Annotated in this window: 12 protein-coding genes; 10 read left to right on the top strand and 2 right to left on the bottom strand. The window is 59.2% G+C overall.

Annotated features, from left to right (window positions below):
* The 5 genes from CHB90_RS26550 to CHB90_RS10290 form a co-directional block, all read left to right on the top strand.
* Positions 1 to 183 (top strand): hypothetical protein (locus CHB90_RS26550; RefSeq protein ID WP_170941032.1); only part of this gene is annotated, 183 nt, incomplete at its 5' end.
* Positions 184 to 340: 157 nt separating this feature from the next.
* Positions 341 to 1,360 carry a hypothetical protein gene (locus tag CHB90_RS10305; RefSeq protein ID WP_089277790.1) on the top strand — a complete coding sequence of 340 codons (1,020 nt, stop codon included), beginning with the start codon at positions 341 to 343 and terminating at the stop codon, positions 1,358 to 1,360.
* A gap of 5 nt (positions 1,361 to 1,365) precedes the next feature.
* Positions 1,366 to 2,568, top strand: coding sequence for a GNAT family N-acetyltransferase (locus CHB90_RS10300; RefSeq protein WP_141135846.1), 1,203 nt, complete (start codon positions 1,366 to 1,368; stop codon positions 2,566 to 2,568).
* A gap of 345 nt (positions 2,569 to 2,913) precedes the next feature.
* Complete coding sequence (locus CHB90_RS10295) at positions 2,914 to 3,387, top strand: methanogen output domain 1-containing protein (RefSeq protein WP_212591588.1); 474 nt, start codon at positions 2,914 to 2,916, stop codon at positions 3,385 to 3,387.
* A gap of 9 nt (positions 3,388 to 3,396) precedes the next feature.
* A complete protein-coding gene (locus CHB90_RS10290; RefSeq protein WP_089277787.1) occupies positions 3,397 to 5,475 on the top strand; it encodes an ATP-binding protein in 2,079 nt (692 codons plus the stop codon).
* Between the two features lie 112 nt (positions 5,476 to 5,587).
* Here the strand turns inward: CHB90_RS10290 and CHB90_RS10285 are convergent, their stop codons facing one another.
* On the bottom strand, positions 5,588 to 8,707 hold the full coding sequence (locus tag CHB90_RS10285; RefSeq protein ID WP_170941031.1) for a PAS domain S-box protein: 3,120 nt from the start codon (positions 8,705 to 8,707) through the stop codon (positions 5,588 to 5,590).
* A 587-nt stretch (positions 8,708 to 9,294) separates the two neighbouring features.
* Positions 9,295 to 9,774: a MarR family winged helix-turn-helix transcriptional regulator gene (locus CHB90_RS10280; RefSeq protein ID WP_089277785.1), complete on the bottom strand. Its 480-nt coding sequence runs from the start codon at positions 9,772 to 9,774 to the stop codon at positions 9,295 to 9,297.
* Positions 9,775 to 10,566: 792 nt separating this feature from the next.
* Between CHB90_RS10280 and CHB90_RS10270 the strand changes: the two genes are divergently transcribed.
* From CHB90_RS10270 to CHB90_RS10250, 5 genes are read left to right on the top strand one after another with little or no spacing between them, the layout of a single operon-like run.
* Positions 10,567 to 11,307: a hypothetical protein gene (locus tag CHB90_RS10270; RefSeq protein WP_089277783.1), complete on the top strand. Its 741-nt coding sequence runs from the start codon at positions 10,567 to 10,569 to the stop codon at positions 11,305 to 11,307.
* Positions 11,308 to 11,333: 26 nt separating this feature from the next.
* The gene (locus tag CHB90_RS10265) at positions 11,334 to 11,543 is read left to right on the top strand and encodes a 4Fe-4S dicluster domain-containing protein (RefSeq protein ID WP_089277782.1); all 210 of its coding nucleotides are present in this window, start codon (positions 11,334 to 11,336) and stop codon (positions 11,541 to 11,543) included.
* 2 nt (positions 11,544 to 11,545) lie between these two features.
* Positions 11,546 to 12,226 (top strand): ferric reductase-like transmembrane domain-containing protein, encoded by a 681-nt coding sequence (locus CHB90_RS10260; protein ID WP_089277781.1) that lies wholly within the window; start codon positions 11,546 to 11,548, stop codon positions 12,224 to 12,226.
* Positions 12,226 to 12,942, top strand: coding sequence for a hypothetical protein (locus tag CHB90_RS10255; RefSeq protein ID WP_141135845.1), 717 nt, complete (start codon positions 12,226 to 12,228; stop codon positions 12,940 to 12,942). The genes CHB90_RS10260 and CHB90_RS10255 overlap by 1 nt, the downstream gene beginning before the upstream one ends.
* Positions 12,939 to 14,657: an FAD-dependent oxidoreductase gene (locus CHB90_RS10250; RefSeq protein WP_089277779.1), complete on the top strand. Its 1,719-nt coding sequence runs from the start codon at positions 12,939 to 12,941 to the stop codon at positions 14,655 to 14,657. Before CHB90_RS10255 ends, CHB90_RS10250 begins: the two co-directional genes overlap by 4 nt.
* The last annotated feature ends 663 nt before the right edge of the window (positions 14,658 to 15,320 follow it).

Here is a 15,320-nt window from a genome sequence, read left to right as displayed (position 1 = left end):
GGCACCAAGGGTTCCGGTTCGGGTGACACCAAAGAGTATCATCACAGCGATGCCGGGTTGCCGGACTACGAGCCTCATGCGGATGACGTCATGGAGCTCATGACTCAGGATATCGATACGGACGCATCGGGGGGCACCTCTGCCAAGTACGCAAGTGGCGGCACCTACGGCGACATGTACTAAGCGATCACAACACGACCCGGCCCATCGCAGGATGGGCCGGGGTCACGACACAATCGAAACACCCCAGTTTTGGAATTCGGCGGAGGTTCCATAATTTCGCCTCAGGCATCTGATCTGAGTCACGCGCTCAAATTACAACTGATACACGGAGGCTCCATTGGGAAGCAGTAGCCGACAGACCCGACGCGAACGCATTGTGCGGGCCGCTGAAGCCCGTTTCGGAGAAGCCGTTCTGGACGTGACCATGCCCGGCGGTGAGAGCCGATCCAGTTGTCGCCTGCATCTGGCACACCGGACGGTAATCGCGACCTTGCGACCCAATTTTCGCCGCGCGCACCTGGAGGCCTTTGTACTCAAGAAACTGCGCCCCTTCACCCAGGACGCGCCGGAGTGTCTTGGTATCGACGGTGAGATCGTTTTCCAATCCGACATCGGCACCCGTCGGTTGAACGTCGAGATTGCCAAGGTCGGTCAGTCCCGCCGTCGCGATCTGGCAGGTGAGGCGGTTTCCAAGATCTTTCGGATTCAGCGCGCGGCCATGAAGGCCGGACTGAACACGCAGATGCCGCATCTTGGTGTCAACGTCGACTGGATCAGCAATTTCACCAATGCAATTGATGCGCTGGCCCCGCTGTCCGCGGGGCGCTCGGCAGGTGTGGACCGGGTCGCATTGGCCGAAGCGGTCCAGACACCGGCAACACAATTCGTGAAATGGGATTGCCGGTCGGGCAATGCCGCGCTGGACAAGGATGACGTCCTGAAATGGTTTGATTTCGAATACGCCGGCGTCCGCCATGGTGCCGAAGATCATGCGTGGTTGATCGGCGATGAGGCCTGGCCGCTGCCGCCAGAAATCATGGAGGATCTTGTCATAGACGCCTTTGATCCGAACTTGAGCCACCAGATCGAGGCCTATCTCGACTACCTTGGCGTTTATGTCACGCTGCACTGCGTGCAGCGGCTAAAGCTGATCTCCAAAGAGGCACGCAAACGGGGCTGGTTGTCCAAGACGCGTGTGCGCAAATACGATGATGCCGGGGTGCATCCCGAATTTGCCGGCCACCTGTGCCGCGTCGGTGCCTATTTTGGCGCGCGCCAGGCGCTGACCACCCCGATCGGGCGCGATTTCGAGGATGCCGCGCGGGTCTTTGACCAGATGATTTCTCGGGCTGCGTAGTCCAGATGTTGCAGTCTCCGACAAATGGTTCGCTTCGTGCCGACATGAAAGTGGCGCTGATCGACACGCTTGAGGAATTCGAGGCGTTGAAAGCGCCTTGGGACGCGCTGTGTCGGCGTGATCTGGACGCCAATGTCTTCTTGTCCTGGGGATGGCTGCACCGCAGTTTTCGTGAAAATCCGGCGCGCTGGTCTGTTCTGGTCACAACGACCTCGGACTCGCAGGTGCTGACCGGGGCGCTGCCGCTCAAGTTCCGGCTGCACTGGAGCAAATCGCGCACGCTCTTTCAGACAGAGATTGAATGCGGCACGCGCCTGTCGCATGCCCCCAATGCCGGGTTGCTGTGCGAACCGCAAATCGAACAGCAGGTCATTGACCGGATGGTGCGGGCCCTGAAGACGATACCGTGGTGCAAACTGTCCCTCTCGAACCTGCCGCAAAAGTCGCGTATCGACGTCTTGGCCGAAGGGCTTCAGGCGCAGGGCTGCAAGGTGACGATCAGCGACCCGGCGTCTGCCAAACGGGGCAGGCGCATGGCCTCGCATGTCATGCCGCTGCCAGACAGTTTCGCCGGACTGTTGTCGTCCCAAATCTCGCCTTCTGTGGCGCAGGATTGGGAGCAGATGTGGACCCGGATTGGCGCTGAATCCGACATGACGTTGCGCTTTGTCACGGCCGAGGGGCTGGAGGCCGCCTGTGATGGCCTTGACGCTCTTGCCAAGGCGGCAGGTGACCAGCGCGCGAGGGATCGGCTGAAAGCGGCGCGTCCCGCGCTGCGGATCGCGGCGGCTGAGCGGTGTCTGTTGTTGCCTGTCCTGTCGCAAAACGGAAAGTTGCTTGCCGGGCTCGGGCATGTCTTTGATCCGCAGGACGGCAGCCTGCTGCAACTTGCCTGCGTGACGGCGCCAGAGACCGGATCAGGGGATCTCCGGGCGTTTTTGACGTTGTTGGCGATGCGCTGGGCGATCGACAACGGCGGCCTGTTTTATGATTTCGGTCGCATCAGTGGTCGCCACACCAAGTCCTTTGCCACGGAACGTGAAGCGTCTTACTCGCTGACCGCGACCCGGGAGAGTGACGCCGACCATTGCCTTGACCCGATCAGCACCGGCGCGGCCTTTGACAGGGTCGCGGCATTCGTTCAGTCCGGGCAACACGAAAATGCAATCAAGGCGTGCAATCAGCTGTCGGCTTTGTTGCGGAGGTGACAGCGGTTCCCAAAGCCTTTGCGCGACGCGCAAGCTGATCCCCGGAGAGAAACAGACACGGGCCTGGCAACGGGCACTTATGGATGTGGCGTCGATTTCAGTTGCCGCGTTGGGGCGTCGTCCACACTGGGAGTGGGCAAGGCTTGCTGCCGATCATCTGCCCTGACTCGATGGTCGCATGAGACGTTCATTTTTCGAACAGTCATTATTTCATATGGTTCAAAAATATATTTGTGTCGTCGCACCACCATAGATTGCCGAACTCTGAGACGCCTGATGGAGCCAGCCATGTCATCCGCATTCGACGCATCTGCAGCACCACCCGGGTTCGGCAAGGACGAATTCATGAGGACGGTCATCCGGGAACTGTCCGGCATTCTCGAAGAGACGGTGGGTGAACGTGAGGCTGCGGCCTACGTCAACCATGTGGGTCTCTTGATCGGTCGCGCCCTGAATCAGGATTACCGCACGTCCTTTGGCACTGACCGGCTTGATCCGCAGCAGGTCGCTACCGCGCTGGTCCACCTGAAGGAAAGGATCGACGGCGGATTTTCCATAGACTCCATCGACGCAGACCACATCACGTTGGTCAATTCGGCCTGTCCTTTTGGCGACAAGGTGATTGGCCGGTACTCGCTCTGTCGCATGACGGTCAATGTGTTCGGGCATATCGCGGCGGAAAACCTGGGATACGCACGCGTCAGGGTCGACGAGGCAATCGCGCGGGGTGACAATCAGTGCCGGGTGGTTATTGCACTCCGGAAAGCTGACAATATTTCGGACCGCGAAGAAACCGAGTTCTTTGAAACAGCGAGTTGAGCGGCGCTGATGCCGGAAAATTTAAAACTTTCCCTTGGGGCCTTTGTGTCCTTGACCGATGAGGCGCTGCTTGTCGTCGACCCAAAGTCCGAGATTGTCAGCTTTGCCAGTCCGCGTGCCTTGGACATGCTTGACATCGATTCTCGGCAAGACCCGGAAGGCCGGTTCTCGATCTTTCAGGTGTTTGACCCGGACAATGGCCGACTGCGAGAGTTCCTTGCAAATGCACAGGCGGTTTCAAGCCCGCTGATCGCGCGGGTCCAGCGCAGATCGGACAATGCGGCGATTATCGCCAAGGCGCATCGCGTTTCGTCCGGGGACGGGGGCGCCCGGGTGATCGTGAAACTGTCCGGCGATACAGAGTTGTCGCGGCGGTTTCGCCTGCTGGCCGAAAAGATTCATGCGCTTGACCTTGAAGTCGAGCATCGGAAAGCTGTCGAGGATCAGCTTTCCAGAAACGCGGCCGAGCTGGAGCGCACCCTGATTGCCGTGCGCCAGATGTCCGAACTTGATGTCAGCGATCCGCAATATCTGAACCATGCGCTCGACGCTGTCGTGGCTGCGTGCGACAGCAACAGCGCGCTTGTCATCGGGATTGACGCGGGACACCTGCGGATCATGGCCTCGACCGGCGATATGTCGGCAGCGATCGACACGGAGGCGCCGATAGTGCTGAACTCCAGGTTCGAAGACCTGTGGGACAACCATCCCGACAGCCGGTTGGAAGACCTGCGGGCGGCGGTTCAAACTGCGACTATCGAGGGCTGGGAACTCGACGACATCATCGCTCTGCCTCTATATCTTGGCGGGTCGCCAAAAGGGTGTTTAATCCTGCTGTCCCCGCCGCATGTCGGGCCAGCAGCCGTAGCAAAACTAGAAGCTGAAATCCTGTCCGAAGCACTTGCCAACCTGATGAACCGCGCAAACGTCGAGGCAGATCTCCGGCATTCCCAAAAGCTTCAGGCCATCGGAGAACTGACCGGCGGAATCGCGCATGATTTCAACAATATTCTTGCTGCGGTTCTCGGCAATGCGGAACTCATACTGGATCATGTTGGCCAATTCGGCACCGAGTCTACGGAGGTTGAGTTGGCAAATGCCGTTCGGGATGCGGCGCTGCGGGGGGCCACGCTGACGTCGCGGTTGCTGTCGTTTGCCCGAAAGCAACCATTGCGCCCAGAGAGTGTTTCCCTGGACACTGTACTGCGCAATCTGGACCCGCTGTTGCGGCGGTCCATCGGCGAGCATCTGGAACTCGAACTTGTCGGCGCGGGCGGGCTGTGGGACACGCGATTGGATCTGGGCCAATTCGAAAACGCAGTCCTCAACCTTGTCATCAACGCGCGGGATGCAATGCCGGACGGCGGCAAGTTGACGGTCGAGACGGCGAACACAAGACTGGATGCCGACTATGCGGCACAGCATTCCGAAGTAAAGCCCGGTCAATACGTTCTTGTCGCGGTTTCGGATGCCGGGACTGGCATGACTCCGGACGTGATCCGCGAGGCGTTTACGCCCTTTTTCACGACAAAAGGGGTGGGCAAGGGCAGCGGACTTGGCCTGAGTATGGTGTTCGGCTTCGTCAAACAGTCCGGCGGACACGTCAAGATTTACTCGGAACTTGGCCACGGGACGACGGTCAAGATGTATTTCCCGCGGCACATTTCCGACCCCAAGCACGCATCAAGCGCAGAGGACGCGTGGTCGCTGAGCCAACCCAGAGGTGTGGGGCATGTGCTTCTTGTTGAAGACGATCCAGCCATTCTGCTGTATGCGGAACGCACGCTCAAGGCGCTTGGGTATACGGCCGATACAGCATTGACCGGCGACGCGGCTGCAGAGCTATTGCGAACTGCGGACTATGACATCTTGTTGACCGATGTCGTTCTGCCGGGAAATCTGAATGGTGCGCGGCTGGCGGAATTGGCAAGCAAGATTGCGCCGCGGATCAAGGTGCTCTTCATGTCTGGCTACACTGAGAACGCGATCGTGCACAACGGTCAGCTTGACCCGGAGGTTGAGCTGATCTCCAAGCCATTCACCCGCGATCAACTTGCCCGCCGTCTCAGCAACTTGTCAAAACAGTGATCCCGGGTCATTTCGGTCAATGACTGTTCCCTGCACCGTCATCTGACATCCAGAACGTCTACAGATGCGCTGTCGAGGTGTGCCGGTCAGCGCAGCGGGATTGGTGCGACGCTTACGTCAGATCATCCGCCCGGGGCGGGCGCGCCCTGGCTTTTTCGGCCAACGCTGTTTCGACAGCGGCGAACAGATCCACCTTGCTTACCGGCTTCATCAGTCGAACGTCATTCGATCTGAGAGCATTGTCGGGAACCGTCGCCTCTTTCGCATAGCCGGACAGAAAGACGACGGGCAGGCGGGGATGTCTCTCTCGTAGTTTTCGGGCAAGATCGGTCCCCTGAAGGTGCCCGGGCATGACGATGTCGGTGATCAGCAGGTCAAAATCGTGATCCGTTTGCCAGTCCGCATAAGCAGCATCTCCCGACCTGGCCGTCTGGACCGTGTAGCCTGCTCTGCACAAGGTTTCCGCAAGGACACCCCGGACCGCATCCTCATCTTCGACAAGAAAAATCCGCGTCGTCGGGGCCGATCTGCGCAGGATCTTGTCCGTCTCTGCAACGCGCGTGCTGTCCTGCGCGAACACTGCCGGGAAAAACAGCCGGAACGTGGTTGCGACTTGGGGATCTGAGCTGACGCGCACCATGCCGCCCGACTGTTTCATGAATCCCTGAACCATGGACAGACTCAGGCCGGACCCGGAGCCAGGAGGTTTGGTTGTGAAAAACGGTTGAAAAATAGCATCCAAATTGTCTTGAGGAATGCCTTCGCCGGTGTCGGTGACCGCAAGAACCGCATAGCGTCCCGGTGCGATGCTTTCGCTTTCGACGTCGAGATCGTCCTTGCCCAAAGTGACATTGGTCGTTTCAACCGTCAGTTTTCCCCCCGATGGCATGGCGTCACGGGCGTTCAAGACCAAATTCAGAACCGCGTTTTGTGCCAGGGCCGGGTCTGTCTTGGTTGTCCACAAGTCCGTGGCCAAAGCGAATTCGACATCGACGTTTTCAGGAAGCGCTCTGCCAAACCAGGTTTTCGTCTCTTGCAGCAGCGTATTCAGATCGACGACCATCGGTTGCAAACGCGACCGGCGTGCAAAACCAAGCATGCTCTTGACCAGATCAGCCCCGCGATTTGTTGCTTCAATCCCGGCATTGACGAAGGGGACAATGCTGTTGACGTTGTCAGCCTCTTTGATCAGTTCCAGATTGCCAAGGATGACCGCCAGCAAGTTGTTGAAATCATGCGCCACGCCGCCGGTCAGATTGCCGATGGCTTCCATTTTCTGCGCCTGACGAAGCTGGCCTTCCAATTCGACCCGTTTTGTAATGTCCGTCAGCACGCCGGTTGATCGAATGGCCTGGCCAGTGTCGTCGACGATGGTCTGACCGATGGCCAGAAACCACTTATATGCCCCGGATTTGGTTCGAAACTGGTGTTCGTTTGAGAAAATCGACCGGGGGTCTTCGATATGAGCCTTCAGTTTGGCCTGATAGCGATCGACGTCGTCGGGGTGGATGATGCTGGTGATTGAGGCGGACTTGATGTCTTCAAATTCGTGGGCTGAATATCCCAGATGTGTGGCAAATCCCGGCGACATGTACAATTTGTCAGTCCGGAGATCCCAATCCCAGATCGACAATTGCTGAACGGCAAGAGCTAGTCGTTCCTGGCTCTTGCGCAGGGCTTCTTCGTTCCGGCGTTCTCTTGTCACGTCCAGCCCGACGGTGACGATGCCGCCTTGCTCCAGTTTTTGTTCGTGAAGTCGCAGGATGATACCGTCGGACCGTTCGATCTCGAATGGTTGGGCGTCCGGATCATAGCGCTGGGCAAGACTGCGCGCCATGAAATCGTCCTCACGGCCTTCCAGATCGGTCATTTGACCTTCGTCGACCCCGGCGCGGAGATACGTTTCGAAAGGTGTGCCGGGGACAGTGTACTCCGGTATGGTCTTGTTAAGGTCGCGGAAGGCGCGGTTGCCAAAGACAAGCCTGTCCTCGTCGTCCCATAGGCTGAATGTCTCGACCAACCCTTCGACGGCCTCTGCCAGACGGGCGTTGGCCTGTTCGACTTCAGACCTGGAGCGGACAAGTTCAGTGGTGTCGGAAGCTGTGCCACGATAGCCCAGAAACACACCATTGGAATCAAAACGGGGCGCTCCGGACACGCGCAACCACTTTCTTTGGCCATCGACCCGAACGGCGTACAGAAAATCCCGAAACGGGCGGCGGGCCTCCAGATCGGAAAGATGTGTGGTCCAGGCGTCATCGTCGCCCGCCTCTGGATCGCGGAAAGCCCCCCTTGAGCGTCCAATGAGCTGTTCACGCGAGACGCCGAAAAAATCCTCGATGCCCCTTGAGAACCAGGTGAGACGCAAGGTGTCATCTCTTTCCCAGAACCAGTCGGAACTGGCGGAGGCAAAGTCCAGAAAACGAGTGCGGCTTTGTTCCAGCGAATGCTGACGATCAATGACCAGTCGGCTCAGCAATCCGGTTAGTGCCGCCAGAAGAACTCCAAACCCAAGGATGGCTTCGTCAATCAGATTGCTGGCATCGCGGAGCCGCGCCGGGGTGGGCGCGGTCAGCAAGCGCCATTCCCGATTGCCGACGGCTATTCGGCTCTCATGCATAATGTCGCCAAAGTCTGCGTCCTTTTCGGATGAAAAGAACACATCATCGCCGTCCAGAACCCGAAAGGCGTAGGACAGCCCAGTGTCATCACCCAGCGCGGTTCTCATCAACGGCGCGGTCCGGAACACGATATTGAGGAACCCCTTGCGCTGAGTGTTTTCGGCGACGGGCACATAGACAACAAAGCCCAGACCACCCTGCGCCAATGTGATTTGCGGTGTCACCTGCATCTCGCCGGTTTCCGCTGCGCGGGCCAGTGCCGCAGAGGGAATTGGCAAATCGTTTAGGTTTAGGTCCAGCGCCTGGATGTTGCCTTCTTCAGGGGTGACAATTCGGATCACGCCCTGCGCATCGACCCAGTTCAGCGCCTGAAAGTCGCCAAACAACTCATGCAACAGCTTGGTTTTTGCGCGAAAGGAACCAAGTTCAAGCTCATCGCTCCTCAGGAAGTCAAGGCCAAGCAATTTCCCCGCTCTCAGCCGGGTTGCCACATGGGTTTCCAGACGCGCGGCAAAGTTTGATCCGACAACCCGTGTTTCCGAAACCAGCCGTTCGGTCTGAATGCCTCTTTGAACCGACAGAAAGAACACAGAGGCGGCGACGGTGGCCATGGCGACCCCCGCCGGAATGAGAATGTTTAGTCGGAGGCTTCGAGGTCGTCGCATTGTCCACCCAAGATCATTTCACGCGCGTGCGCGCAAGTCGGCGCCCGCGTGATTTCGGAAAATGCCGATAGCGCAATTCTGAACGCCCGGGGAAAAGATCAGCCAACATCAAACTCCTTCCCGAAAGCACCCGCCAGACAAGTGAAGTGCCCCGAGGTTCAGGATCCAATGATTTCAGGCGTCTGAGGTGTTTTCCGCCTGAAATCACACTGGTGACATGTCTGATCTTCTCTGGTTGAAAACGCGGAGATGGCGCGGTTAGCCTTCTCGATTGTTATCGGACTGTTCGGCCCGCAACTGTGAGGGCGATCCAATGACGGCATAATCAACCGAACCAAAGCGAAGCCTTACCTCTTCCGAACGCCACGACTGCATCGTCGAACTGCTTCAGTCCCGTGCGATGGTCACATTCGCTGACCTCGCAACGCTTGAGCGCCGACAACTACTGCGCCGGGTCCGCGGCGGTGCGATCATCCTGGACAGTGGGTCGACGATGCAAGCGATGGCCAGCTGACTGCAAATCGTAGCTTATGTCAGTGTTTGAGTTTCGGGGGGAGCTCAATTCCGGCGTCGGCGTTCTTGTCTCCCGGAATTTTGCCGCCCAATCCGTCACGCAAGCGGCGCGCCAGTTCAAAGAGGGTCTCAGCATCCGCACCAAGGGAGGCCCGGATCCCGTCGTCGACCGCCGTCCACGCATCCCCGATGCCGTTGAGCAGGGTGCGCCCCGTGTCCGTGAGTTCCAGAATGTGTCGACGACGGGAGCCGGGATCAACGGCGCGCGTGATATATCCGGCAGACAGCAATCGGTCCGTCATCGTGCTCATGCTGGCGGGGGTAACGCCAAAGGCCGAGGCGATGTCGGATTGGGAAACGGGCCCCATTCGACCGATCGCCTCTATGACGCGAGCCTGACGGGGCAATAGCCCAAGAGGCGACAGCTTTCGGCGCAGATCCGCCTCAATGAGGTCCGCGCTGTGAAGGAGGCCATGGAAGTTGTGGTCAATAGTTTGCATATTAACTATTAGTGCATTACACGAGAGGCAACTACAAGCCTCAAACCGTCAGATGGGTCCACTCAGGAGACCTGACATGCTGTTGGAAACTGGCAAAATAGTCCTTCCATTCCTGCATGTGAGCGCTGCGATGGTCGCAGTGCGCCCTGATGTCGATCCGGCCCATCACGATAACTGCGGCCAATGCGCGCCCGAATACATGCCCGGGTGTGTGACGATCACCTACCTGATCCCGATGGACACAGCGCCGAGTGCGCGGCCATTGCTAACCAGTCAGGGCCGCTCTGGTCCTGCCCAAAACGGGTACAATGCCGAAAGTCTGCCTGACCGCCATCGCAGGTTCGTCCCTTTTGTTGGCTGTCTTGCGACGGAAACCGGCTGCGCGTTCGTAGAAAGGCAAACGGTCAGCGATGCGAGCGTTCGCCCGCCCCGCCCATAACGTCCGAAGTAAACAATAGTCCGACCCGGAGATCGAGTAGATGACCTTGGACCTAATTCGCCTGTCGCCATTTGTACTCGCCGCAGTGATCGCCATGCCCTTGCCCGTTTCCGCGCAAGAGACGAGCGGCCCTGCGCCCATCGAACTGGCACAGTCTAACCTTCCGCCACAGGGGGAGCCAGGCGACAAACGATGCTTGTGAAGTTGTCCTTCCTGGCAGCGCCCCGCTTGCGGGCACTTGCCAACAACCGCCGCAGGGCCGGGATGCCGCCATGGCATGTGTGCCCGCCAGACCTGTCCCCAAAAGCTGATGCGAAGGAAGCCTGGCTGTCGCAGCCGGGTAGGATCGAACCATGAGGTCACTTGCCGAAAACGAAATACCCAAGACCACCCTTGCGGACACTCGGGGTTCCGCACAGGTGGCGCGGGCGGTCGGAATCGTGGCGCTGCTCTGGCTGGTCTCCAGTCAGGGGTATTATAGGTTGGTTGCGTCGCTTGGGCTGGACAGCGGCTATGATGGCGCGCCGGTGCTGTTTACGGCTTACTACCTTGGCTGGGCGGCGTTGGCCCTTTGGCTGTTTCGGTCCCTGATCACCGAAACGCTGGACGCCCGCACCGTTGCGCGCGAAGGGCTGGTGATGATCCCGATCCTCACGGTCTTTGCCGTGTTCGTGGTCTATGGCCTGCCGCTGCTTCCGAACGTTTCGGAATTCCGCGCACCGAGTGAACCGCCTGAGTTCATGTTCGCGTCCGCCTGGTACTACCTGCCGAAATCGGCGGACATCCTGTTTCAGCAGGTGTTGGCTGCGGCACTGATCCTGACGGCGGCGCGGGCGGGATACGGCTTGCGCGGCATCGCAGTGGGCATGGCCTTGGCCTTCGGCGGTTTCCACCTGCTTCTGGCATTCGACGGCTTCACGGCGACCTATGTCACCCGCTTCACGATCTCTGCGATCCTGTTCGGCGCGCTGCTTCCGTATCTCTACCTGCGTGTGCGTGCCGGGTATCGCTGGGCCTACGGGTTGCATTGGGGGTTTTACGCCCTCGACGCGACTCTCACCCATTTCATCCTTGCCGCTCCGCCGTGGGCCTGACGCCAAACCATGATTGGACACAACACATGACCATCAAAAGCATCAACGGCTGCATCGGGTGTGGGGAGTGCGTCAAGTCCTGCCCCTGTGACGTGATCCGCATGGAGGACGGCAAGGCGGTCATTACCTATGCGGCCGATTGCCAGATCTGCCATCTGTGCCGGATGTATAGCCCGGTGGATGCGATCGAAATGTCGCCCGAAAAATCCATTCCCGTCATCGTGCCCTGGGGATAACCATGAAGCTCACATCCACACAAACGACAATTCTAGTCGCCGCGTCCGCTGTTTTTGTCGGGCTGCCGCTGGTGCTGTATTGGATCGGCGACGCACCCTACCGGTCGGTTCTGAAAGAGGCGATCTCGGTTGCCACGCTTCTGTCGTTTGCCGCAATGATTGGCCAGTTTTTCATGGCCCGCAGCAACACATGGCTGTTGAGCATCTTCAGGCCACCGCAGATTCAGAAGGTTCACAAATACATCGCCTATTCGGCGGTGGCGGTGATCTTGGCTCATCCTTTACTGATCGTGCTTCCCCGCGCGTTTGAGGGTGGCGTGCGACCTTGGGATGCCTTTGTCACCATGATCACCAGTTTCGACAATACCGGCATCCTCGCAGGTCTTGTCGCATGGGTTTTGCTTTTGGTGCTGGCGATCACGGCGTGGTTCCGCAAGCCCGTGATCAAGCGCCTTTCGACCCATTATCGTGGCTGGCGCTATGTCCACGGGGGTCTTGCCGTTGGTTTTACCCTGCTGGCGCTTTGGCATTCCATCGACCTGGGGCGCCATACCGACATCGCGATGTCGGTACTGTTTCTTGGATTGGCGCTGATCGGGTTTGGCATACTTGCGAGGCTTTACTGGCGTGCGCGCCCGAAGCCGCCGCTGCCCACATCTGAAAAGAGCGGAGCGGCAACATGATGCACGCCGCGACCGCTCGGGCACTCATCAAAGGACGTCCCATGACCCAGTTCGCCAAGGGGCTGTCCTGTGCAGCCCTTGACTATCGCCTTGTTGCCGGACCTGCGCTTGCGCATCCCGATCCAGAAGACTTCGTCCAATCTGCCTTTCTTGAAGCGCCGCAGATCGTCGAGTGCACGCTTGAGGCCGGGGCCGAGGCGCAATGCTGTGAATTTACTCTCAGCTACCCGACAAGGGGGCTGGAGATCGGACCTTTTTGTCCCGCGACCCTCGACGAGACCGGGGGGCTGCGGGATTGGGATGGCGAAAACGCGGGGCTTTACCGCCTCGATCGGGCCTATTTCGAGATACTCGCCGAGCAAGGCTACCGCTTTTATGACGCGGATGGAAACATCGCGATCAGCGATCCGGGCACTGGCGGGCAACCGCAGGTCGACCATGCCTGCCTGATGGCGACGCCTGATGAAAGCGTCGTGATCACCCTGCGCCTGCCGGTCGATCCGGTGATGGCAAAAAACGCCAGCGACGCTGGGGACAGTGGCCAAGATCGACGTAGGCGCGTTGATGAACGTGCTCGGGCATCCGGGGCAGCGTCCCGATTTGGTTGTCGTCCCGGCGGAACATGGCGTGATCGAGGACGCGCTACGCGTGGCCTTGCCAGCGTGACCGAACCCATGATCCGCGCGCAAATCGACCCTGTCAGGAGACCGACATGACGACCCCAGTAGGTACTGCCGCCCCGTCCCGCCGTGCGTTTCTGGCCCTTTCGGGGGCCACCGCCGGGCTGGCCACGCTTGGAATGCAAGCCTGGGCGCGCAACACCGTTGAAATCGACGTGGACGCCATCACCAACACCGACCATGCCACGGACGTCTTAGTCGTGGGCGGCGGCATGGCGGGGCTGTTCGCCGCGGTAAAGGCGCATGACGCCGGGGCGGCCACAATGATCGTCTCCAAGGGGCGTTTGGGAGCCTCGGGTCTGACGCCCTTCGGCAAAGGGTTCTTTGTCTTCGACCCCGCAACGGAGACCGGCACAATCGACGATTTCGTCGACACCGTCTCACGGTCGGCGCTTGGCACCAACAACCCGGTCTATACCCGGCAACTGGCCGAGCATTCGCTGGACCGCGCGGCAGAGCTGCGCGAGTGGGGCTTTTTCGATCAGACGCTGGCCAACCGGCCCTTCATGCAACCCATCGAGGAACGCGACATCCCGCTGCTGGAAAGGGTCGTCGTCACGCATCTGATCGCCGAGGGTGGGCGGATTTTCGGTGTCGCGGGTTTCCGGCTTGACGCCGAAGAGACCGTGACCATCCGCGCCAAGTCGGTGATCCTGTGCACCGGGGCAGGGGGGTTTAAGCCGAACGGCTTTCCCTTGGGCGATCTGACCCATGACGGCACGGTCATGGCCTACCGGATCGGCGCCAAGGTCACGGGCAAGGAATGGAACGACGGCCATATGACGCGTGCCAATCATCCGGCCGCGACGTTTGACGGCTGGGGCGACATGTTCGAGCGGGTGCCCTCTACCAACGGGGTGGATGTGCATCACGATCTGGGCGTAGACCTGAATTACCGCGCCTACCATCTTGGCAACCCGGTTGCGGGCGGGCCAGGAAGCGCGCCGGATGCCGAGATGGCAGAGGTTAAAGGCGGGCCCTATGTGCCGGAAGAGTTCCAGGGGCGCGTCCCGCCCACTGGCGATGGCGAAGGTGGTGCACCCGGTGGCCCGCCGCCGGGTTTTGCACCCAGCGCCAATGTCGGCGGTGCGTCGGCAGGCATGGCGATCCACAAATCCGAAGGTTTGGTGCCGTTCGACGACCGCTGCGCCTCCAACATCGTCGGGCTTTATGCGGCGGGTGATGCGCTTGGCAGCCATATGTCGGGCGGCATATATACTCAGATTGGCTCTTCGCTGGCGGGGTCTGCCGTTCAGGGGGCCATCGCGGGCGAGGCGGCTGCGGAATATGCAGCGCAGGCCGATACTCCCGTCATCCCCGATGCGCGAATCTCCGAAATCGTGGAAGAAATCCTCGCCCCCCTACGGCGTGAGGCGGGCTATGGCCCGGCTTGGGTCACCCAGACGTTACAAGGCATCATGATCCCCAATTTCGTTCTCTACATCAAGAAAGCGTCCATGATGAACGCGGCACTCGCCTATATCGAAGAACTGCGCGATCACCATGCGCCGATGCTGCGTGCCGCCAACATGCACGAGCTGCGGTTGGCTCATGAAACACGCAACATGATCCTCAGCGCCGAGATGAAACTGCGTGCATCGCTCATGCGCACCGAAAGTCGATGCAGTCACTACCGGCTGGACTACCCGGAGGTGGACGATGTGAACTGGCGCGCTTGGATTAACCTCTTTCAGGGTGAGGATGGATCAATGCAGCTTGAAAAACAGCCTTTTGAGGCTTTGCCAACGTAGGTCGACCGATACGCCGGGACTCTGGTGCTTGGCGGATCAACAGGGGATGCGCCGACCGCTGCATTGTGTGAACCAGCCCAAAGACTTGTCGTCCAGTGCCTATAGGCTGACCACTTCAGTCCCAACCGACGCGAGGGCGGAGGGGCCACCGAGGGGGGCAACGTAGTCCAAGGAACGCACGGACCGAATCGAACTACATGTCCGTCCTTGTTGCGCGACGTAGATATTCACGCGCATCACTGGTTTTGGTGGCCTCGAGAAGGCCTCCTCGCCCGACGATGCTTGAAGAAACGACGTGGTTTTAGCCTTTCACCGAAAAAAGGTGTAGAGAAGTGAAAAAACTGCTTGCGGGTCTGATGTAGTATCCGTAGAACCCCCTTCACCGGCGGCGCTGAGGCGCAGGACGGGAAGTCGGACGGAACGGACGGGTCGCTGCGAGGTGGTCATGAAGGGAAGTAAGGCGAAGAAAATTGAGGCATTGACGGGCGGGCGCGCCAAGAAGTTAGGGCGCACCTGTTCGGTATTTGTCTCTGCGTTATTTGACATTGCTAATATCTGAAGAGATATGCGGACGGCTCTGGTCCTGATCGATGGATCAAGCTTCTGTATATCAACGCTTCTAGGATTTCGGTCCGATGATGAAGTGTCAGCTTCACTGTTTGA

Origin of the sequence: Antarctobacter heliothermus, assembly GCF_900188425.1 — a bacterium.
In the GTDB taxonomy this organism is placed as follows: Bacteria; Pseudomonadota; Alphaproteobacteria; order Rhodobacterales; family Rhodobacteraceae; genus Antarctobacter; species Antarctobacter heliothermus.
Note: the sequence above shows the minus strand (reverse complement) of the source record. Positions and strands in the feature narration are given on the sequence as shown.

What these genes read in the sequence shown, in the direction of transcription:
- CHB90_RS10265 (WP_089277782.1), top strand. Translation starts at nt 11,334, where the DNA reads ATGACCATCAAAAGCATCAACGGCTGCATCGGGTGTGGGGAGTGCGTC.
- CHB90_RS10295 (WP_212591588.1), top strand. Translation starts at nt 2,914, where the DNA reads ATGAGGACGGTCATCCGGGAACTGTCCGGCATTCTCGAAGAGACGGTG.
- CHB90_RS10270 (WP_089277783.1), top strand. Translation starts at nt 10,567, where the DNA reads ATGAGGTCACTTGCCGAAAACGAAATACCCAAGACCACCCTTGCGGAC.
- CHB90_RS10300 (WP_141135846.1), top strand. Translation starts at nt 1,366, where the DNA reads ATGTTGCAGTCTCCGACAAATGGTTCGCTTCGTGCCGACATGAAAGTG.
- CHB90_RS10250 (WP_089277779.1), top strand. Translation starts at nt 12,939, where the DNA reads ATGACGACCCCAGTAGGTACTGCCGCCCCGTCCCGCCGTGCGTTTCTG.
- CHB90_RS10290 (WP_089277787.1), top strand. Translation starts at nt 3,397, where the DNA reads ATGCCGGAAAATTTAAAACTTTCCCTTGGGGCCTTTGTGTCCTTGACC.
- CHB90_RS10280 (WP_089277785.1), bottom strand. Translation starts at nt 9,774, where the DNA reads ATGCAAACTATTGACCACAACTTCCATGGCCTCCTTCACAGCGCGGAC.
- CHB90_RS10260 (WP_089277781.1), top strand. Translation starts at nt 11,546, where the DNA reads ATGAAGCTCACATCCACACAAACGACAATTCTAGTCGCCGCGTCCGCT.
- CHB90_RS10255 (WP_141135845.1), top strand. Translation starts at nt 12,226, where the DNA reads ATGCACGCCGCGACCGCTCGGGCACTCATCAAAGGACGTCCCATGACC.
- CHB90_RS10285 (WP_170941031.1), bottom strand. Translation starts at nt 8,707, where the DNA reads ATGGCCACCGTCGCCGCCTCTGTGTTCTTTCTGTCGGTTCAAAGAGGC.